The 19548-nt window shown below is 73.4% G+C and carries 20 protein-coding genes; 8 read left to right on the forward strand and 12 right to left on the reverse strand.

Going from position 1 to position 19548, the window contains the following annotated elements; genetic code table 11:
• Nucleotides 1-21: 21 nt before the first annotated feature.
• Nucleotides 22-741 (reverse strand): 3-deoxy-manno-octulosonate cytidylyltransferase, encoded by a 720-nt coding sequence (locus VGN74_RS10735; protein WP_327448010.1) that lies wholly within the window; start codon nt 739-741, stop codon nt 22-24.
• Between the two features lie 152 nt (nt 742-893).
• On the opposite strand from VGN74_RS10735, the gene VGN74_RS10740 reads away from it, so the two are divergent.
• Entirely contained in the window at nt 894-1589 is a 696-nt protein-coding gene (locus VGN74_RS10740) for a cytochrome c family protein (protein ID WP_327448012.1), read from the forward strand.
• A gap of 82 nt (nt 1590-1671) precedes the next feature.
• Here VGN74_RS10740 and VGN74_RS10745 read toward each other — a convergent pair whose 3' ends face one another.
• Both VGN74_RS10745 and VGN74_RS10750 read right to left on the reverse strand, forming a co-directional pair.
• A complete protein-coding gene (locus VGN74_RS10745) occupies nt 1672-2499 on the reverse strand; it encodes an NlpC/P60 family protein (protein ID WP_327448014.1) in 828 nt (275 codons plus the stop codon).
• Nucleotides 2500-2569: 70 nt separating this feature from the next.
• Entirely contained in the window at nt 2570-3949 is a 1380-nt protein-coding gene (locus tag VGN74_RS10750) for a leucyl aminopeptidase family protein (RefSeq protein ID WP_327448015.1), read from the reverse strand.
• A 93-nt stretch (nt 3950-4042) separates the two neighbouring features.
• Between VGN74_RS10750 and VGN74_RS10755 the strand changes: the two genes are divergently transcribed.
• The 7 genes from VGN74_RS10755 to gspM all read left to right on the forward strand — a co-directional run bounded on the left by VGN74_RS10755 (nt 4043) and on the right by gspM (nt 11805).
• A complete protein-coding gene (locus VGN74_RS10755; protein WP_327448017.1) occupies nt 4043-4828 on the forward strand; it encodes a hypothetical protein in 786 nt (261 codons plus the stop codon).
• 179 nt (nt 4829-5007) lie between these two features.
• Nucleotides 5008-7071: a type II secretion system secretin GspD gene (gene gspD / locus VGN74_RS10760; RefSeq protein ID WP_327448019.1), complete on the forward strand. Its 2064-nt coding sequence runs from the start codon at nt 5008-5010 to the stop codon at nt 7069-7071.
• Nucleotides 7068-8561, forward strand: a complete 1494-nt coding sequence (gene gspE, locus VGN74_RS10765; RefSeq protein WP_327448021.1) for a type II secretion system ATPase GspE — start codon at nt 7068-7070, stop codon at nt 8559-8561. Before gspD ends, gspE begins: the two co-directional genes overlap by 4 nt.
• A complete protein-coding gene (gene gspF, locus VGN74_RS10770; protein ID WP_327448023.1) occupies nt 8558-9772 on the forward strand; it encodes a type II secretion system inner membrane protein GspF in 1215 nt (404 codons plus the stop codon). The genes gspE and gspF overlap by 4 nt, the downstream gene beginning before the upstream one ends.
• Nucleotides 9773-9778: 6 nt before the next feature.
• Nucleotides 9779-10237, forward strand: coding sequence for a type II secretion system major pseudopilin GspG (gspG, locus tag VGN74_RS10775; protein WP_327448025.1), 459 nt, complete (start codon nt 9779-9781; stop codon nt 10235-10237).
• A 3-nt stretch (nt 10238-10240) separates the two neighbouring features.
• Nucleotides 10241-11344 (forward strand): type II secretion system protein GspL, encoded by a 1104-nt coding sequence (gspL, locus tag VGN74_RS10780; protein ID WP_327448027.1) that lies wholly within the window; start codon nt 10241-10243, stop codon nt 11342-11344.
• Nucleotides 11341-11805 (forward strand): type II secretion system protein GspM, encoded by a 465-nt coding sequence (gene gspM, locus VGN74_RS10785; RefSeq protein ID WP_327448029.1) that lies wholly within the window; start codon nt 11341-11343, stop codon nt 11803-11805. Before gspL ends, gspM begins: the two co-directional genes overlap by 4 nt.
• A 7-nt stretch (nt 11806-11812) precedes the next feature.
• Here gspM and VGN74_RS10790 read toward each other — a convergent pair whose 3' ends face one another.
• The 9 genes from VGN74_RS10790 to rpmH form a co-directional block, all read right to left on the reverse strand.
• Nucleotides 11813-12583, reverse strand: a complete 771-nt coding sequence (locus VGN74_RS10790; RefSeq protein WP_327448031.1) for an A24 family peptidase — start codon at nt 12581-12583, stop codon at nt 11813-11815.
• 5 nt (nt 12584-12588) lie between these two features.
• Nucleotides 12589-13440 carry a 2,3,4,5-tetrahydropyridine-2,6-dicarboxylate N-succinyltransferase gene (gene dapD / locus VGN74_RS10795; RefSeq protein ID WP_327448033.1) on the reverse strand — a complete coding sequence of 284 codons (852 nt, stop codon included), beginning with the start codon at nt 13438-13440 and terminating at the stop codon, nt 12589-12591.
• Nucleotides 13441-13447: 7 nt separating this feature from the next.
• A complete protein-coding gene (locus tag VGN74_RS10800; protein WP_414643570.1) occupies nt 13448-14155 on the reverse strand; it encodes a pyrimidine 5'-nucleotidase in 708 nt (235 codons plus the stop codon).
• A 194-nt stretch (nt 14156-14349) separates the two neighbouring features.
• Nucleotides 14350-15300: an acetylglutamate kinase gene (gene argB, locus VGN74_RS10805; protein ID WP_327448035.1), complete on the reverse strand. Its 951-nt coding sequence runs from the start codon at nt 15298-15300 to the stop codon at nt 14350-14352.
• A 55-nt stretch (nt 15301-15355) separates the two neighbouring features.
• On the reverse strand, nt 15356-16357 hold the full coding sequence (locus VGN74_RS10810; RefSeq protein WP_327448037.1) for an LLM class flavin-dependent oxidoreductase: 1002 nt from the start codon (nt 16355-16357) through the stop codon (nt 15356-15358).
• 24 nt (nt 16358-16381) lie between these two features.
• Entirely contained in the window at nt 16382-17068 is a 687-nt protein-coding gene (gene yihA / locus VGN74_RS10815; protein ID WP_327448039.1) for a ribosome biogenesis GTP-binding protein YihA/YsxC, read from the reverse strand.
• Nucleotides 17065-18894 carry a membrane protein insertase YidC gene (gene yidC / locus VGN74_RS10820; RefSeq protein ID WP_327448041.1) on the reverse strand — a complete coding sequence of 610 codons (1830 nt, stop codon included), beginning with the start codon at nt 18892-18894 and terminating at the stop codon, nt 17065-17067. Before yidC ends, yihA begins: the two co-directional genes overlap by 4 nt.
• Nucleotides 18895-18900: 6 nt before the next feature.
• Nucleotides 18901-19296 (reverse strand): ribonuclease P protein component, encoded by a 396-nt coding sequence (rnpA, locus tag VGN74_RS10825; protein ID WP_327448043.1) that lies wholly within the window; start codon nt 19294-19296, stop codon nt 18901-18903.
• A 42-nt stretch (nt 19297-19338) separates the two neighbouring features.
• Entirely contained in the window at nt 19339-19473 is a 135-nt protein-coding gene (rpmH, locus tag VGN74_RS10830) for a 50S ribosomal protein L34 (RefSeq protein WP_122465063.1), read from the reverse strand.
• Nucleotides 19474-19548: the final 75 nt, after the last annotated feature.

Raw genomic sequence — 19548 nt, forward strand, 5'->3', positions numbered from 1 at the left:
CGATGGGGTGGGGGAGGGGCGCTACGCCACCTTCAACCGCGCCGCGTCGAGATCGGCGGGATTGTCCACGGAGAGCGGCGCTTCGGCGACGACGGCGGCGCGGATGGTCAGGCCCAGCTCCAGGGCGCGCAGCTGTTCCAGCTTCTCGCGGCGCTCCAGGGGCGAGGGCGGGGCGGCGCAGAAGCGGTCGAGCGCGTCACGGCGGTAGCCATAGACGCCGATGTGCCGCCACACCGGGCCCTCGCCGTAGAGGGTGGAGCGGGTGAAGTAGAGGGCGCGGCCGCGGTCGGCGCCGTCCGGCAGGGCGAGGACGGCCTTGACCACATCGGGGTTGGTCCGGTCCGACGGATCGGCCTCGGCGGCCACGAGGGTGGCGATGTCGCCGCCCTCGGCCAGCAGCTCGACGCACAGGGTGGAGGTGGCCGGGTCGGCGAAGGGCATGTCGCCCTGCAGATTGACCACGGCGTCGTGACGGCGGTCGGGGTCCAGCGTCTCCAGCGCCGCGCGAACCCGGTCCGAGCCCGAGGGCAGGGCCGGATCGGTCCAGACCGCCTCGCCGCCGGCGGCCCGCACCAGATCGACGATCTCTTGATCGCCTGCGGCCACGGCCACACGCAGGCCCGAGGCGCAGGCCCGGTCCCAGGCGCGCAGGATCATGGCCCGGCCGCCGATGTCGGCCAGCGGCTTGCCTGGCAGGCGGGTGGCGGCCATGCGCGCGGGGATGACGACGATGGGGTTCATCCGGGGCTCCTGGGTCGACCGGCGGCGGCGTGCGGCGCCGGGGCGCCTCCGGACCGGTTGCGAAGGTCGCGCTAGCGTGCAACAGACGCCCACGCAACAGGCCTGCGCCCTGCGCCGGCCCGACTCAGACTGGACGGGAAGCGACGACGCGCATGAGCGGCGATCTGAAGTGGAACAAGATTTTCGCGGCGGGCCTGACCACGGCCATGGTCCTGGTCGGCATGCCCTACGCGATCGGCTACATCTACAAGACCAAGCCGCCGGAAAAGATGGGCTATTTCATCGACGCGCCGGAAGAGGCGTCGGGCGCCGCGGAAGTCGAGCTGCCGCCGGACTGGGGCACCGTCCTGCCGGTCGCCGACCTCGCCGCCGGTGAGGCCGCCTTCGCCCGCTGCCAGGCCTGCCACACGGTCAACCAGGGCGGCGCCAACGGCATCGGCCCGAACCTGTGGGCCGTGATCGGCGGTCCGGTCATGCACATTCCGGCCTTCGCCTATTCGGACGCCTTCGCGGCGCACAAGGCCGAGGCGCCGGTCTGGACCTATGACGAGATGGACCAGTTCATCAAGGCGCCGCAGCGGCACATCCCGGGCACCAAGATGTCGTTCGCCGGCATCCGCGATACGGAGACCCGGGTGAACCTGATCGCCTGGCTGCGCTCGCAGGGGTCGGGCGGTTACGCCATCCCGGCGCCGGATCCGGCGCGTCAGCCGGGCGCGGCGGCTCCGGCCGAGGGCGAGGCCCCGGTGGAAGGCGGCGAGGCGGCGGCCGACGGCCAGGCGCCGGTCGAGGGCGCCGCGGCGGCCCCGACGGTCGAAGCCACGAGCCCGGCCCAGCCTACGGCCTGACGGCGTCGGCACGGCTCCAGACGATCAGGGCGGTCCGGAAGGGCCGCCCTTTTTCGTGGGCGATCCGGAGGGGGAGGCCGCTTCAGGGGCGGCGGAAGGCCGGTTCGGCGCCGGCGGCGACCTCGACCAGGGGGGCGATCCGCACCGCCAGGGCTTCCAGGCTGGCGTGGGCCACCCGGCCCGCATCGACCAGCACGCCGGCGCGGCCGTTCCAGAATACCAGATCGCCGCGACGGGCCTCGGCCGCAGACACGGCGACGCCGAGGCTGCGAGCCTGGTCGTCGGCCCGGCGCGGGCAGCCGAGGCCGCAGGCGTAGAGGGCCTGCTGCACCAGGCCGGCGTCATCGAGGCCGAGGCTTTCGCGGCCGCCGGCCTGCCAGGGCGCGCCGACGAAGCGTTCGGCCACCTCGGCCGGGTCGGTCTCGAAGGCGTGCAGGTCCGCGAGATGGCTGCGGGCGATGAATCCGGCGCGCTCGACCTCGAGGAAGTCGCCGGTCTCGCCGCGGACGGTGACGAGGGCGTTGAGGCTGAGCAGCATGACCGGCTGGCTGTGTGGGTCGGCCTCGGCATAGACATAGGTGCGCAGGGCCGACACCCGGTGGGTGGCCAGCAGCACCGGCGCCGAGAGGGCGGGGGCCTCGACCCAGCCGACCACGCCGTCGCGGCGGCCGCGGCCAAAGCACCAGCCGTCGGCCTCGTGCAACACGTCGAAAATCTCGCCGAAGATCAGCTGGTCACGCTGGCGGCCGTCGTCCTCGGGGCGCTCCCGGACCGGCGCGACGGCGACGCAGCCCTGCATCGGCACGACCGGCTGATAGGCCCGGGCCGGCAGAATCCCCTCGAGCTCCAGGGCGGCGACGCCGTCCAGGATGAGGGTGGTCTCCGGATCGAGGGCGGAAAGTGCAGTCAACGGCCGGGCTCGCGTCCTTGAGCCTTCTGACTAGCGCGGGAGAGCGAAGGCCGCGTTAACAGCAGCGGCCTCAGCGGGGATACCGCGTCTCCAGCAGGCGGAAGGCGGCGCGCAGCCCCTGCGCCTCGCCGCCCTCGGGCCAGCCGGGGCGGCCGCGCGGGTTCCAGGCGAAGACGTCCAGATGCGCCCAGGCCCCGGTCTTCGGCGCGAACCTCTGCAGGAACAGGGCGGCGGTGACCGAGCCGGCCTGGGCCCAGCCGGCCGGATCGTTGCGCAGGTCGGCGATCTCGGCCTCGACGGCCGGCCGGTAGCCCCGCCACAGGGGCATGCGCCACAGGGGGTCGTCGACTTCGGCGGCGGCGGCCAGCAGGTCGGCGGCCAGCGCCTCGTCGTCGGTATAGAGCGGCGGCAGCTCGGGCCCGAGGGCGATGCGCGCCGCGCCGGTGAGGGTGGCGAAGTCCAGCGTCAGCTCGGGGCTGTGCTCCCCGGCCCGGGTCAGGGCGTCGGCGAGGATCAGCCGGCCCTCGGCGTCGGTGTTGCCGACCTCGATGGTCAGGCCCTGACGGGTGGCGAGGATGTCGCCGGGGCGGAAGGCGTCGCCGGAGATGGCGTTCTCCACCGCCGGGACGATGACCACGAGGCGCACCGGGAGGTCCGCCTGCATCACCAGCCGGGCGAGGCCGAGCACATGGGCGGCGCCGCCCATGTCCTTCTTCATGTTGCGCATGCCGACGGCGGGCTTGATGTCGAGGCCGCCGGTGTCGAACACCACGCCCTTGCCGACGAGGGCGACCAGCGGCAGGGCGGTCTGGTCCAGCTTCCAGCCCAGCTCGATCAGGCGCGGGGCGCGGGCGGGGTCGGCGGCGCGGCCGACGGCGTGCACCGACGGATAGTTGGCCTCCAGCAGGGCGTCGCCGGTGATGACGGTCAGACTGGCCGCGTGCGCCCCGGCGATCTCGCGGGCGATGGTCTCGAGCTGAAGCGGGCCCATGTCGGCGGCCGGGGTGTCGACCATCTCGCGGGTCAGGGCGGCGGCGGCCACGATATCCGCGACCCGCGCGCCGTCGACGCCCTCGGGCAGGGCCAGCTGCGGGGCGGGGGCATCGGGACGGGCGCGGTAGCGGTCGAACCGGTAGGTCCCCAGGCCGAAGGCGACGGCGGCGCGCCCGGCGAGGTCGGGGGCGAGCCCCTCCAGCCGCCAGACGCCGGTGGGCAGGCCGGCCCCGAGGGCGCGGCAGCGGGCCGGCTCGAAGCGCTCGCCGGTTCCGAACAGGGCCTCGGCCGGGGTCCCGTCCGGGCCGGGGACGAGCAGCAGCTGGCCGGGCTTGCCGCGGAAGCCCTGCGCCTCGGCCCAGGCGGCCGCCGCGCCGTCCAGCTTCACGTCCGGGCCGACCAGCCGGACCGGGCGGGCGGGGGCGTCGTGGGGGGCGAACAGATCGGCGCGGGGCATGGCAGGCCTTTCGTGAAGCGGGCCGGACGTTAACCGTCGGTTGACGGCGGGGCGCGACTCTCACGGCTCACGTCCCGCATCCGGACCCGACCCATGTCGCGCAGCCTCGCCGTTCTCGCAACCGTCCTGGCCCTCGCAGGCCCGGTCGTCGCCCAGACCCCGCCGGCCGCCGCCCCGGCCGCCCTGGCGTCGGCCTCGCCGCAGCAGCGGGCGGACATCGCCCGCGCCGACGCCCTGACCCGGTCCGTGTTCTGGCGCGCCGAGATGGCGGCGCAGCCGGACGACGCCGAGGCGCCGCTGAAGCTGGCCGCCGCCCTGATCGACCTGGGCCAGGCCGACCAGGCCGCCGCCGTGGCCGACGCCGCCATGGTGCGCTGGCCGACCGATCGCGCCCTGCTGCTCACCGCCGGGCGGGCGCACATCGCGCGGGGGCAGGCCTTCTTCGGCATCGCCGCGCTGGAACAGGCGCGCGATCTGGACCCGACCGACTGGCAGGTCTGGTCGCTGCTCGGCGTGGCCTATCAGCAGGTGCGCCGCCCGGACGACGCCGAGGCGGCCTGGGCCGAGGGGCTGCGGCTGGCCCCGGATCAGCCGGCGCTGCTGGCCAATGTCGCCATGGCGCGGCTGACCGCCGGCGATGCGGCCGCGGCCGAGACCCTGCTGCGCCGCGCCGCGGCCCAACCGGGGGCCGGCCTCAAGGTGCAGCAGAACCTGGCCCTGGTGCTGGGGCTGCAAGGGAAGGCGGCCGAGGCCGAGGCTCTGCTGCGCCGCAATCTGCCGCCGGACCAGGCGGACGCCAACCTCGCCTGGCTGCAGGCGCGGACCGAGGCCGCTGCACCGGCGACGGGCCGCACCTGGGACTCCCTGCGCGCCCCCTGAGGCGCCTCTCGCTGTCATCCGCTTGTCGCGGTTCCGTCACCGGGCCGTGAGGCCCCTCGACGGCGGCCTGCGCTAAAGGAACGGTCGCGCCCGAGGGGGGCGACGACGGCGCGGGTCCGTCCGGGACCGGAACGATCGCTTCCGACATCCGGGACCTCCGCCGGCAGAAGGACCGGCCCTTGATCCAGCTTCCGCCCGCCGCCCGCCGCCCGCTCGCCGTCGCCGTGTCGGCGCTGGCGGTCCTGAGCACCGCCGCCACGCCGCCGCTGGCGGGCGCCGCGCCCGTCGCGCCGCAGGCCGGCCAGACGCTGAACGTGCAGGGCGCCGACATCCGGGCCTTCATCCAGGACATCGCTCGCTCCACCGGCCGGACCTTCATCGTCGATCCCGCAGTGTCGGGCACAGTGACCGTGTCCAGCGACCGGCCGCTCAGCCGGGCCCAGCTGTTCGAGGTGTTCCTGTCGACCCTGCGCGCCAACGGTCTGGTGGTGACGCCGACCGCCTCGGGGGCCTACCGTATCAGCCCCGCGGCGGGCGCGGCGCAGGGGCCGGCCACGGTCGGCGCCGAGCGCTTCGCCACCGAGGTGTTCGCCCTGCGCCACCTCGACGCCGCCTCGGCCGCCGAGACCATCCGCCCGCTGGTCGGGCCGCAGGGCCAGGTGCTGGCCAACCCCGCCGGCAACAGCGTGGTGGTGGCCGACTTCGCCGACAATCTGGCGCGCATCCGCGCCCTGATCGGCCGCATCGACGTCGACCGCGCCGCCTTCGAGGTGGTGGCGCTGGACAACGCCTCGGCGCGCGAGATCGCCGGGGTGCTGGACGAGGTGCTGGCCGGGCCGGGCGGCGCGCCCGGGCTGGTCACGGTGACGCCGGTGATCAGCTCCAACACCCTTGTGCTGCGCGGTGATCCGGAGGCGGTGGCGCGCGTGTCCGGTCTGGCCCGCGACCTCGACGGCCGCGCCGCCAGCGCCCAGGACATCCAGGTGGTGTTCCTCGAGAACGCCGACGCCCAGCAGCTGCTGCCGGTGCTGCAGGAGATCGTCGGCCAGCCGGTGACGGCGACGACGGCCGGACGCTCCTCGGTGGCCGAGGCGCCGACGACGGGCGAGGGGGCAGCGGTTCCGGCCGTGGCCGCCGCCGCGACGCCGTCGGGCGAGCGCCTCGCCACGGTGGCGCGGGTACCGGGCGCCAACGCCCTGGTCATCTCCGCCTCGCCGGAGATGCAGCGGACCCTCGCCGAGGTGATCGGCCGGCTGGACAGCCCGCGCCAGCAGGTGCTGGTCGAGGCCATCGTGGTCGAGCTGACCGACCAGGCCCTGCGCGAGCTGGGGGTGCAGTGGGGCGCGGCCGGCGAGGACGGCAATCCGCTGTTCGTGACCAGCTATGGCAATTCCCCTGCGCCGCTGACCGCCATCGGCGGGGCCATTGCCGCTGATGGCCTCGACGCCGATGACCCGGTGCGGCAGGGCGTGCAGCAGGCGGCGCTGAACAGCCTGCTGACGCTGAACGGTCTGGTCGGTGGCGGCGGCGGCCAGGTCGGCGACGTACTGCTGGGCGCGATCGTCAATGCGGTGAAATCCGACACCGGCTCCAACATCCTGTCGACGCCGTCGCTGGTGACGCTGGACAACGAGGAGGCGGAGATCCTGGTCGGGCAGGAGATCCCGATCACGACGGGCCGGACCCTGCTGGACGGCCAGTCCAACCCCTTCACCACCACCGAGCGGCAGGACATCGGCGTCAAGCTGACGGTGCGGCCGCAGATCAATGCCGGCGGCTCGATCACCCTCAATGTCCGGCAGGAGGTGTCGTCGATCAACCGGTCGCTGACCGCCTCGGCCACCGATCTGGTGCTGAACAAGCGCGAGCTGGAGAACACCCTCGTCATCGGCGACGGCGAGATCGCCGTGGCCGGGGGGCTGCTGTCGCAGGCCGAGACCCTGAGCGCCGACCGCGTGCCGGTGCTGGGCGATCTGCCCGGCGTCGGGGCGCTGTTCCGCTCGACCTCCCGGTCGAACGAGCGGACCAATCTGGTGATCTTCATCCGGCCGACGATCCTGCGCGGGCCAGCCGATGCGGCGCGGGTGGCGGCCAACCGCTACGGTCAGGTGCGGGCCAGCCAGCTGGCCATCGACCCGGCGGCCGAGCCGTCGATCGACGTGCTGCTGCGCGACTACATCCGCACCCAGCCGCCGGCCGCGCCCGAGCCGCCGACGGGGATCGAGGGGCAGCCGATCCCGTGAACGCCACCGTGCCCGCGCTGCCCTATGGCTTCGCCAAACGTCACGGCGTGACCCTGCTCGCCGTCGAGGGGGAGCGGGCGCTGGTGGCCGTGCGCCGCGGGGCCGACCCGCTGGCGCTGGTCGAGGCGCGGCGGGTGCTGGGCCGACCGCTGCAGGTGGAGACGGTCGAGGCCGGCGAGTTCGACCGCCGCCTGTCGGAAATCTACGCCGGCGACGGCTTCGCCGCGGGTGACGACCTCGACATGCCGACGGGGCTGGACGGGCTGGTCGACGAGATCCCGGCCGTCGCCGACCTGCTGGACAGCAGCGACGACGCGCCGATCATCCGCCTGATCAACGGGGTCATCGCCGAGGCGGTGCGGGTCGGGGCCTCGGACATCCACATCGAGCCCTATGAGACCGCGCTGGTGGTGCGACTGCGGGTCGACGGGGTGCTGCGCGAGGTGCTGAGCCTGAGCCCGCGGGTGACGCCCCTGCTGGTCAGCCGGGTCAAGGTCATGGCGCGGCTGGACATCGCCGAGCGGCGGGTGCCGCAGGACGGGCGCATCCCGCTGACGCTGGGCGGCCGGACACTGGATGTGCGGGTCTCGACCCTGCCGTCGCGGGCCGGCGAGCGGGTGGTGCTGCGGATCCTCGACAAGGCCCAGGCCGGGCTGGGGCTGGCGCAGCTGGGCATGGCCCCGGCCACCCTTGACGCCTTCGAAGGGGCGCTGCGCGAGCCGAATGGCATCCTGCTGGTCACCGGTCCGACCGGCTCGGGCAAGACCACGACCCTCTACGCCGGACTGCAGCAGCTGAACGACGGCCGCCGCAACATCCTGACGGTCGAGGACCCGGTGGAGTACGCCGTGGACGGGGTTGGCCAGACCCAGGTCAACAGCAAGGTCGGCATGACCTTCGCCGCGGGCCTGCGCGCCATCCTGCGGCAGGACCCGGACGTGGTCATGGTCGGCGAGATCCGCGACGCCGAGACCGCGGCGATCGCCGTGCAGGCGGCGCTGACCGGGCATCTGGTGCTGTCGACGGTGCACACCAATGACGCGGCCGGGGCGGTGACGCGCCTGCGCGACATGGGGGTGGAGCCCTTCCTGCTGGCCTCGACCCTGCGGCTGATTGCGGCCCAGCGGCTGGTGCGCCGGCTGTGCCCCTCGTGCCGGCGGGCCGAGCCGGCGGACGCGGCGACGGCGCGGCTGGTGGGGGTCACGCCGGGCCAGACCGTGTGGCGGCCGCACGGCTGCGGCGACTGCCACCAGACCGGCTATGTCGGCCGGGTGGGGGTCTACGAGATCCTGCGCGTCGATGACGCGGCGCGCCGGCTGATCGCGGAGGACGCGGGCGAGGACGCCCTCGCCGCCGCCGCCCTGAAGCCGGCGGACACGCTGGCGGCCCAGGCCCGGGCGCTGGTGCTGGAGGGGGTGACCAGCGTCGAGGAGGCGGTGCGGGTGTCTCGGCAGGAGACCGCCGCCGACGGCCGCGAGGCGGCGGCGTGAGCACCGGCTTCGCCTGGACAGCGGTGGATACCGCCGGCCGCACCCGATCGGGGGTGGTGACCGCCGTTGACGAGGCCGCGGCGCGCGCCGAGCTGGCCCGGCGCCGCCTGACCCCGGTCGAGCTCGCCCCGGCGGGACGCGCCCCGGCGACCGGAGCGGCGCGGCCGGGCCGCGGGCGGATGAGCGGCGGGACCCTGGCGCTGGTGACGCGCCAGCTGGCCACCCTGGTGACCGTGTCTCCGCTGGAGGAGGCCCTGCGCACCCTGACGCTGCAGACCGAGAAGCCGGCGCTGCGGGCGGTGCTGGGCAACGTCCATACGGGGGTGCTGGAGGGCTACCGCCTGTCCGACGCCATGGGGCGCGAGCCGCGGGCCTTCCCGCCACTGTACCGGGCCATGGTCGCGGCGGGGGAGGGCTCCGGCGCGCTGGCGCCGATTCTGGAACGGCTCGCCGACCTGCTGGAGCGGCAGGCGGAGATCCGCGGCAAGGTGGTGACGGCGCTGGTCTATCCGGCGGTGCTGGCCATCGTGGCGCTGGGCGTCATCGGGGTGCTGATGGCCTTCGTCGTGCCGCGGGTGGTGGAGCAGTTCGAGAGCCTGGGCCAGCAGCTGCCGCTGTTGACGCGCATCGTCATCGGCCTGTCCGAGGGGCTGCGGGACTGGGGCTGGCTGATCCTGCTGCTGGGTCTGCTGGCGGCGCTGGCGGGGGCGGCGGCGCTGCACCGGCCGGCGGTTCGGCTGCGCTTCGACGGGGCGGTGCTGAAGGCGCCGGTGCTCGGCCGGCTGACCCGCGACCTGCACGCCGCGCGCATGGCCCGCACCCTGTCGATCATGCTGGCCTCGGGCCTGCCGGTGCTGGAGGGACTGGCCATCACCGCCCGGACGGTGCCGAACACCGTGCTAAAGGCCTCGACGGTGGCCATGGCCGAGGCGGTGCGCGAGGGCGGCGGCCTGTCCGCCGCCATGCGCCGCGCCGACGTCTTCCCGCCGATCCTCGTCTATATGACCGCCTCGGGCGAGAGCAGCGGTCGGCTGGAGACCCTGCTGGACCGCGCCGCCGACTATCTGGAGCGCGAGGTGCGCACCTTCACCGCGGTGATGCTGAGCCTTCTGGAGCCGGCCATCATCGTCATCATGGGCGGCCTCGTCGCCCTCATCGTCCTGTCGATCCTGCTGCCGATCCTGCAGATCAACACCCTGACCCTGGGCTGACCCCGCATGACCCGTTCGCGTCCCCGCACCCGTCGTTCCGACCGCCGCGCCGGCTTCACCCTGGTGGAGCTGATGGTGGTGATCGTCATCATCGGCCTGCTGGCGACGGTGGTGGCGATCAACGTCCTGCCCAGCCAGGACCGGGCCATGACCGGCAAGGCCCGGGCCGACGTGGCGACGCTGGAGCAGGCGGTGGAGACCTATCGCCTCGACAACCTGGTGTTCCCGACGACCGAGCAGGGGCTGCAGGCGCTGGTGGCGCCGCCGGCCGGGCTGGCCCAGCCGGAGCGCTACCGTCAGGGCGGCTATGTGCGGCGGCTGCCGGAGGACCCGTGGGGCAACCCCTACCAGTACCGGCAGCCCTCGGCCCATGGCGGCCAGTTCGACGTCTGGTCCTGGGGCGCGGACGGCCGCGAGGGCGGCGAGGGCAATGACGCCGACATCGGCAACTGGAACGCCGGCTGAGGCATGTCGCGCACGCGCCTGATCCTGCTGCCGCCGGTCGCCGGCGACCCCGCCCCCTGGCTGAGCCTCGACGCCGCCGGCCAGGTGCTGGCGCGCGGCCAGATCGGGCCGGGCGACCCGGTCCCGGTGGGCGAGATGCGTACCGTCGTCATCGTCCCCGGCAGCGAGGTGACGGTGCGGCGGGTGCAGGTGGCGGCGCGCACGGAGGCGCAGGCCCGGGCGGCGGCGCTGCTGTCGCTGCGCGAGGGGCTGGCCGAGGAGCCGGAGCGGCTGACGCTGGCCCTGTCCCCGGGGGCGCCGGACGCGCCCCGGCTGGCGGCGGTGGCGACGCGCGCGACCGTCGAGGGCTGGCGCGACTGGGTGCGGACGCTGGGACTGGAGGCGGACGTGCTGCTGCCGGACAGTCTGGTGATCCCGGAACCGGAGACGGACGACACCGTGACGGCCGTGCGGTTCGGCCCGCGGGTGGCCCTGCGCGGCCGCGACCTGTGCGCCAGCGTCGAGCCGGAGTTGGCGCCGTTGCTGGCCGGGGAGCGCCGGATCGTCCCGGTCGAGCGGCCGGAGGCGGTGGAGCAGCTGCTCATCGCCGCCGCCCTCAACCCGCCGCTGAACCTGATCGCCGGGCCTGCGCGAGGCGAGGCGGGCGGCTGGCGGCGCTGGCGGCTGCCGTTGACGCTGGCGGCGGCGCTGGCGATCTCGCCGCTGCTGGTGCTCGCGGCCGAGGGGGCGCGCGACGGCGGCGCGGCCCGGGCGCTGGAGGCCGAGAGCCGGACCCTGGCGCAGGGCCTCTTTCCCGACCTGCCGCCCGGGGCCGATCCGGCCGCAGAGGCGCGGCGACGGGCCGGCGAGCTGCCGCCGCCGGGGGGCGCGGCGGCGGCGGCCGCGGCCCTGTTCGGGGCCATGGAGGGGGTGTCGAGCGCCGATCTGGACGCGCTGGTCAGCGACGCGGGCGGGACCCTGCGGGCGACCCTGACCTATGCGGAGCCGGGGGATCTGGAACGGATCAAGGCGGGGATGACGGCGCGCGGCTACGGCCTGACCGAGGAGACGGTGGAGCCGCGCGAGGGCGGCTTCATCGCCGATCTGATCGTCGGGGGCGCGGCATGAGCGGCCTGTTCACGAGCGCGCGCGGCTGGCTGGCCGGGCGCAGCGTGCGCGAGCAGCGCATGCTGGCGGGCATGGGCGTGGCCATCGCCCTGTTCCTCGGCTGGTTTGCGATCTTGGCGCCCCTGCTGGCGTTCCGCGAGGACGCCGCGCGCGACCTGATGCGGGCCGAGGCGGACCATGCCCTGCTGTCGGCCCTGTCCGGGCGCAGCACGGGCGCGGGCGGGCGCACGGCTCCCGAGGTCGAGAACGTCGCCGCGGCGGCCGCCAGCGCCGCGGGGGTGACGGCCGCTTTCACCCCCGGCGACGACGGGACGGTGCGCTTCGCCGTCAGCGGGGCGGGCACCGGTCCGCTGTTCGTCTGGCTGGCCGAGCTGGAGCGCGCCGGGCTGGTCGTGCGCGAGCTGGGCGTGACCGAGAACGCTGACGCCACCCTGCGCGCCGAGGGCGTGCTGCGGGGGTAGGTGGCGCTCAGAGCCCCAGCGGGCCGTAGAGCCAGACCAGCCAGATCCCGGCGGCGAGGAAGGTCCCGAACGGGAGGCGGTCGCTCATGGTCACCGGGCGGCGCAGCAGGACCCGCGCCAGCACGAGGCTGAGCCCGGCGGCGGAGCCCCACAGCAGCACCGAGGGCAGCCCCATCCAGCCGACCCAGGCCCCCGCGGCGCCGAACAGGAAGGGGTCGCCGCCGCCCAGCCCCTGTCGCCGACGAAGACAGGCGTAGAGCCAGCCCACCGCCCACAGAATGACGAAGCCGGCGACGACACCGATGCCGCGCTCCATCAGTGTGTCGGGGGCCAGCAGGGCCGCGGCGGCGAGGCCGGTGAGGGCGAGCGGCCAGGTCAGCAGGTCGGGCAGCCAGAAGTGCTCGGCGTCGATCAGGGCGATCAGAAGCAGCTGCCAGCCGAGCAGGGCGGTGGCCAGCGCCGGCCAGACCTCGCCCTGATGGTGCAGGGCGGCCCAGACGCCCAGCGCCGCCGCCGCCAGCTCGACCGCCGGAAGACGGGGCGACAGGGGAGCGCCGCAGTCGGCGGCGCGGCCGCGCTGGATCAGCCAGCTGAGCACCGGGATCATGTGCCAGGGCTTGAGCGGGGTCCCGCAGGCGTCGCAGCGCGACGGCCGGAAGATGACGTCCTCGTCCCGCGGCAGCCGGTCGGCGACGAGGCCGATGAAGCTGCCGAGGATCAGGCCCAGCCCGCCGCCGAGCAGGGCCAGAATACCGGGATCGAGGACAGGCCCGGGCACGGGCGTCAGTCGCGCAGCAGCTCGTTGACGCCGGTCTTGGCGCGGGTCTGGGCGTCCACGCGCTTGACGATCACGGCGCAGTAGAGCGACGGGCCGCCGTTCGGGTCGGGCAGGGCGCCGGGGACGACGACCGAGTACGCCGGCACCTCGCCGCGGAACACCTCGCCGGTGGCGCGGTCGACGATCTTCGTCGAGCCCGACAGATAGACCCCCATGGCCAGCACCGCGCCCTCGCGGACGATGACGCCCTCGGCCACCTCGGCCCGGGCGCCGATGAAGCAGCCGTCCTCGATGATGGTCGGATTGGCCTGCAGCGGCTCCAGCACGCCGCCGATGCCGGCCCCGCCGGACAGGTGCACGTTCTTCCCGATCTGGGCGCAGGAGCCGACCGTGGCCCAGGTGTCGACCATGGTCCCCTCGCCGACGTACGCGCCGATGTTCACGAAGCTGGGCATCAGCACGACGTTCCTGCCGATGAAGGCCCCGCGGCGGACCACGGCGCCGGGCACGGCGCGGAAGCCGGCGGACTGGAACTCGGTGGCGGTCATGTCGCCGAACTTGTTCGGCACCTTGTCCCAGAAGGGGCCGATGCCCGGGGCCGGGCTGTTCATGCCGCGGTCGCCGGCGCGCAGGATCTGGTTGTCGTTGAGCCGGAACGACAGGAGCACCGCCTTCTTCAGCCACTGGTGAGTGGTCCAAGTCCCGTCGACGCCGCGCTCGGCCACGCGGGCCTCGCCGGAATCGAGCATGGACAGGGCGCGCTCGACCGCCTGGCGCACCTCGCCATGGGTGGCGGCGGAGACCTGGGCCCGGTCCTCCCAGGCGGCTTCGATGACGGAGACGAGGTCGTGGCTCATGAAATCCTCAGCGCGTGTGGGGGAGGAGGAAGGACATCAGGTCCGGGGTGATGTGGTCGATCCAGTCGCCGACAGGGCGGCCGCGGCCGTCGCCGACCAGCACGGTGGTCATGCCCATGGCCTTGGCCGGCTCGAGATTGCGCGGCGTGTCCTCGAAGAAGACGGCGTGGTGGGCGGCGATGTCGTGCAGCTCGAGGAAGCGGCGGAAGGTCGAGGGGGCCGGCTTGGGGGTCAGGTCCATGTCCTCGATGGCGTGCACGGCCTCGAAACAGGGGGTGATCCCGAGCCGGTGCAGCACCCGGTCGGCGTGGGAGCGGGCGGCGTTGGTCAGGACGAACTTGCGGCCGGGCAGGGCCATCAGGGCGTCGGCCAGTTCCGGGTGCGGCTCGAGGCTGTCCAGCGGCACGTCGTGGACCTCGTCGAGGAAGTGCCTGGGGTCGACGGCGTAGTTGGCCATCAGCCCGGCGAGGGTGGTGCCGTACTCCTCGAGAAACTGGCGCTGCAGGGTGCGCGCCTCGTCGGTCGGCAGGCCCACGGCAGCGACCATGAAGGCGTTGATGCGCTCCTGCACCAGCCGCATGACCCCCTGTTCGGCGGGGTACAGGGTGTCGTCCATGTCGAAGATCCAGGCCTCGACATGGGCGAGATTGGCGAAACTCTCCTCCCTGTTCGCGGAGCGAATGGGGAGGTGGCTCGCCGGCGGAGCCGGCGAGATGGAGGGGCTGTCGGCGCTCTGTCGCTCTTCGACTGACTGCCTGTCGCCCTGGCGACCGGGCCCCTCCACCGCCCTCCGGTCGCCCTGGCGACCGGGCCCCTCCACCGCCCTCCGGTCGCCCTGGCGACCGGGCCCCTCCACCGCTTCGCGGTCCCCCTCCCCACCTTGTGGGGAGGAAAAAGGGTCGTGCGACGTCATCCCGCCTTCACCAGGGTGCCGGCGCCGGTCTCGGTGAACAGCTCGACGAGCATGGCGTGGGGGCGGCGGCCGTCGAGGATGACCACGGCCTCGACCCCGGCGCGGATGGCGGCCATGGCCGTCTGCAGCTTGGGGATCATGCCGCCGGTGGCGACGCCCTCGTCGATCAGGCGCGAGGCGTCGCCGACGGTCATCTGGCGGATGATCTGGCCGTCCGCGCCCTTCACCCCCGGCACGTCGGTGAGCAGCAGCATACGCTTGGCCTTCAGGGCCCCGGCCAGCGCCCCGGCCACGGTGTCGGCGTTGACGTTGTAGGTGCGCCCGTCCTCGGCCACGCCGATCGGGGCCACCACCGGCACCCAGTCCTCGGTCTCCGAGGCGATCAGGCCGGCGATCAGCTTGGGATCGACCTTCGTGGGCTCGCCGACAAAGCCGAGGTCGACCTCGTGCTCGATCAGGCTGTCCGGGTCGCGGCGGGTGCGGGTGGTCTTCTCCACCGTCAGCAGGCCGGCGTCCTTGCCCGACAGGCCGACGCCGCGCACATCGGCCTCCTTGCCGGCCATGGTGATCCAGTGGGCGATCTCCTTGTTGACCGCGCCGGACAGGACCATCTCGGCCACCTGCATGGTGTCGGCGTCGGTCACGCGCAGGCCGTCGACGAAGTTCGACTTGACCCCGGCCCGGTCCAGCATGGCGCTGATCTGCGGACCGCCGCCGTGCACGACGACCGGGTTCACGCCCATCAGCTTGAGCAGCACCACATCGGCGGCGAACTGCTTCGCCACGGCTTCCTCGCCCATGGCGTGGCCGCCGTACTTGATGACCACGGTCTCGCGGTCATAGACCTGGATGAAGGGCAGGGCCTCGGCCAGGGTGCGGGCGGTGGCCCAGGCCTGGGCGTCCTTCTCGCTTTCGCTGGGGCTGGCGGGGCGGGGATGTTCGCTCATGGCGGCGCAGATACAGGGCGCGGTCCCCCCTGTCACGCGCCCCGCGCGCCGCGGTTCAGGCGGCCGCCGACCGGTCGCGCCAGACCTCGGCCAGCAGGGCGTAGCTGCGCCGGCGGGCCGCCGGGTCCCAGATCTGGCTGGTGACCATGATCTCGTCCGCGCCGGTGCGGGCGACGAAGTCGGCCAGCCGGGTCCGCACCTGGTCCGGGGTCCCCACGGCCGAGCAGGCCAGGGCCCCGTCCAGCATGGCGCGGGCCTCCGGCGTCAGGGTCGCCTCGAAGTCGTCCCGCGGCGGCGGCAGCTTGCCGGGCCGTCCGGAGCGCAGGTTGACGAAGGCCTGCCGCACCGAGCTGAACAGGCGTCGGGCCTCCGCCTCGCTGTCGGCGGCGAAGACGTTGAAACCCAGCATGACATGCGGCCGGTCCAGCCGCTCCGAGGGCTGGAACAGCTGGCGGTACAGGGCGATGGCCGACATCAGCTCGCCGGGCGCGAAGTGGCTGGCGAAGGCGTAGGGCAGGCCGAGGCGGGCGGCGAGCTGCGCGCCATAGGTCGAGGAGCCGAGGATCCAGACCGGCACGGCGCGACCCTCGCCGGGATGGGCGGCGACGCGCTGGCCCGGCTGGACCGGGGCGAACCACTGCAGCAGCTCCAGCACATCCTGCGGGAAGCGGTCGACGTCGCCCTCCAGCGTGCGGCGCAGGGCCCGGGCGGTGGCCATGTCCGTGCCGGGGGCGCGGCCGAGGCCGAGGTCGATACGGCCGGGGTAGAGGGCGTCGAGGGTGCCGAACTGCTCGGCGATCTGCAGCGGGGCGTGGTTCGGCAGCATGATCCCGCCGGCCCCGACCCGGATCGTCGAGGTGGCGGCCGCGACCGCGCCGATGACCACGCTGGTGGCGGCCGAGGCGATGCCCGGCATGTTGTGGTGCTCGGCCAGCCAGTAGCGGCGGTAGCCCGCCTGCTCGGCGGCGCGGGCCAGATCAAGGGTGGCGGCGAGGGCCTCGCCTGTCCCGGAGCCCTCGGGCACCGGAGCGAGATCGAGCACGGACAGGGGCGTCATGGACGGCAGGTGGGGACCCCGCCCTCAGGGCTCAACCCCGGTGGCGGTCATGATGGCCAGGCGGAGCTCGGGCATGCCGAGGCCGGTCTCGGACGAGGTCAGGGCCACTTCGGGATAGGCGGCGGGGCGCTTGGACACCGCCTTGAGGGTGGCCGCGATCATGCGCTCGCCCTCGCCCTTCTTGAGCTTGTCGGCCTTGGTCAGGACGATCTGGTAGGACACGGCGGCGAGGTCGAGGGCGTCGAGCGCCTCGGTGTCGACGGCCTTGAGGCCGTGGCGCGAGTCGATCAGCAGATAGACCCGCTTCAGCGTGACCCGGCCGCGCAGATAGTCCCGGCCGAGGTTCTGGAAGCGTTTGACCTCGCCCTTCGAGGCCTTGGCCCAGCCATAGCCCGGCAGGTCGACGAGGCGCAGCTTGCCGTCCAGGTCGAAGAAGTTGACCTCGCGCGTGCGGCCCGGCTCGTTGGAGGCGCGGGCCAGGCCCTTCATGCCCACGAGGGCGTTGATCAGGCTGGACTTGCCGACATTGGAGCGGCCGGCGAAGGCCACCTCGGGCAGATCGGGATCGGGCAGTTGCTCGATCTTGGCGCAGCCGAGCACGAAGGTGGCCGGGCGGGCGAAGACGACGCGCGCCCGCTCGAGAGCTTCGAGATCGGGCCCGTCCGCGCCGGGGCCCTCCGCGCCGGGCGTGTCGGCTGAGGAGCCGGTCACGCCTTCTTCGACGCAGTGCGCGCCTTCACCTTCGCGATGAAGTCGTCGATCGGGTTCTCGGCCTTGAAGCGGTGCATGATGAAATACTGCTGCAGGATCGAGAGGATGTTGTTCCACGTCCAGTAGATCAGCAGGCCGGCCGCGAAGGGGGCCATGATGAAGGTGAACAGGATCGGCATCAGCGAGAAGATCTGGCGTTGCACCGGATCCGGCGCCGGCGGGTTCATCGCCTGCTGCAGCCACATGGTCAGGCCGTAGACGATGGCCAGGATCGACAGGCCGAGGGTGAAGCCGCCGGTCGCGGCGCTGCCGATCAGGCCGCCGATCAGCGGGGCCGAGTCCGGGTTCCACGGGATCAGGCCGAACAGGTTCCAGATGTTCGACGGGTCGCGCGCCGACAGGTCCTGGATCCAGCCGAAGAAGGGCGCGTGCCGCATCTCGATGGTGACGAACAGCACCTTGTACAGGGCGTAGAACACCGGGATCTGCACGAGGATGGGCAGGCAGCCGGCCAGCGGGTTGATCTTCTCCCGCTGATACAGGGCCATCATTTCCTGCTGCTGCTTCTGCGGATCAGCGCCGTGCTTCTTCTTGATCTCCTCCATCTTGGGCGCGAGCGTGCGCATCTTGGAGAGGCTCTCGTAGGCCTTGTTGGCCAGCGGGAACATGATCAGCTTGACCACGACGGTCAGGGCCAGGATGGCCAGGCCGAAGTTGCCGAGGATGCCGAAGAAGAACTCCACGGTCAGGAAGATCGGCCGGGTCAAGAACCAGAACATCCCCCAGTCGATGGCGTAGATGAAGCGCGGCAGGCCGAGGCTGTCCTCATAGGCGCTGAGGATCTCGTTGCGCTTGGCGCCGGCGAACAGGTGCTGGGTCTCGGTGACCTGGCGGCCCGGATTGATCGTCACGGCTTCGGACTGCAGGCGCGTGCGGTAAACGCCGGTCCCGGCCTCGCCGCGCATGGTGACGACGCCGGTCACCTCGTCGGCCTGGTCCGGGAGGATAGCGGCCAGCCAGTACTTGTCGGTGACGCCGAGCCAGCCGCCGGTGGAGGTGAACTCCTCGCGCGGGCGCTTGGCCCAGTCGCCGTACTTGATCTGGCGGGTGGTGGCGCGGTCGCCGTCGACGAAGGTCCCGATCGCGCCCTCGTGCAGGATGAACTGCTTGCCGAGGTCCGACGGGATGCCGTCGCGCTCGACCAGGCCGTAGGGGGCGAGGGTGACGGGCTGGGCCGACAGGTTGGCGACGGTGTCGCGCACGGTGAAGACGTACTGGTCGTCGACGCTGACCTCGCGGGTGAAGCGCAGGCCCTGGCCGTTGTCCCAGGTCAGGGTGATGGGCGTTTCCGGGGTCAGGCGCTCGCCCGACGTCAGGCGCCAGACGGTGTTCGGGCCGGGCACGCCGCCCGGGATGTTCTGGGCCGTCCAGCCGAACTGGGCGAAGAAGGCGTGCTCCATGCCCTGCGGCCGGAACAGCTCCACCGGCGGGGAGTCGGCGTCCAGCGTCTGGCGGTAGTTACTCAGGAACAGGTCGTCGACGCGGCCGCCCAGCAGCGACAGCGAACCGCTCAGGGTCGGGGTCTCGATCGGCACCCGGGCCGAGGCGGCCAGGGCCTGGGCGCGGTCGGTGATCAGGCCGGAGCCGGCGGTCGGGGCATCCTCGCCCACCGGCAGGCCGGTAGCTGCAGCGACGGCGGCCTGTTCAGCCTGGGCGGCGCGGCGCTGCTGCGCCTGCGGCTCCAGCACGAACAGCTGGTACAGGATCAGGATGAGGCCGGTGATCACCACGAAGATGATCGTGTTGCGGCTGTTCTCGGTGTTCATGCGGCGTCAGCTGTCCTGGCCGGGCGCGGGCGGGCGCGGCGTCCGGGGCGGGGCCCCCTGGGTCGCCAGCCTTGTAAGGGCCGAGGCGACATCGTCAAGCAAACGGTCCCACGGGCGGACCGTCGTGCCCATGCGGGCCACAAGCACATAGTCGCAGCCGGGCTCCCCGAGCCGCGGCAGCAGGGCGCGCGCGGCCTCGCGCAGGCGGCGCTTGGCGCGGTTGCGGACCACGGCGCCGCCGATCTTGCGGGTGGCGGTGAAGCCGACGCCGACGTGCGGGCTGCCGTCCTCGCGCGCCAGGCGCTGGACGACGACGGCGCCGCGGGCCTCGGAACGGCCTTTGGCGGCCGCCAGAAACTGGGGCCGCCGGGTCAGGCGCTGGATGTCAGGGTGTTCCGTCATGGCTCGCCCCCGTCAGGAACGGGGAGGAGCTCACAAGCGCGATCAGGCCGTGAGCTTCTTGCGGCCCTTGGCGCGGCGACGCGCAACGATCTTCTGGCCGTTCTTGGTGGCCATGCGCGCGCGGAACCCGTGACGGCGCTTGCGCACGAGTCGCGACGGCTGATAGGTCCGCTTCACGGTCGGCTCCGTTGGTCAGGGTGGGGCGACGGACAGGTCCGCCGCTCAGGAAGGGCGGGCCTATACGGGTGGGGG

Origin of the sequence: Brevundimonas sp. (assembly GCF_035998205.1) — a bacterium.
In the GTDB taxonomy this organism is placed as follows: domain Bacteria; phylum Pseudomonadota; class Alphaproteobacteria; order Caulobacterales; family Caulobacteraceae; genus Brevundimonas.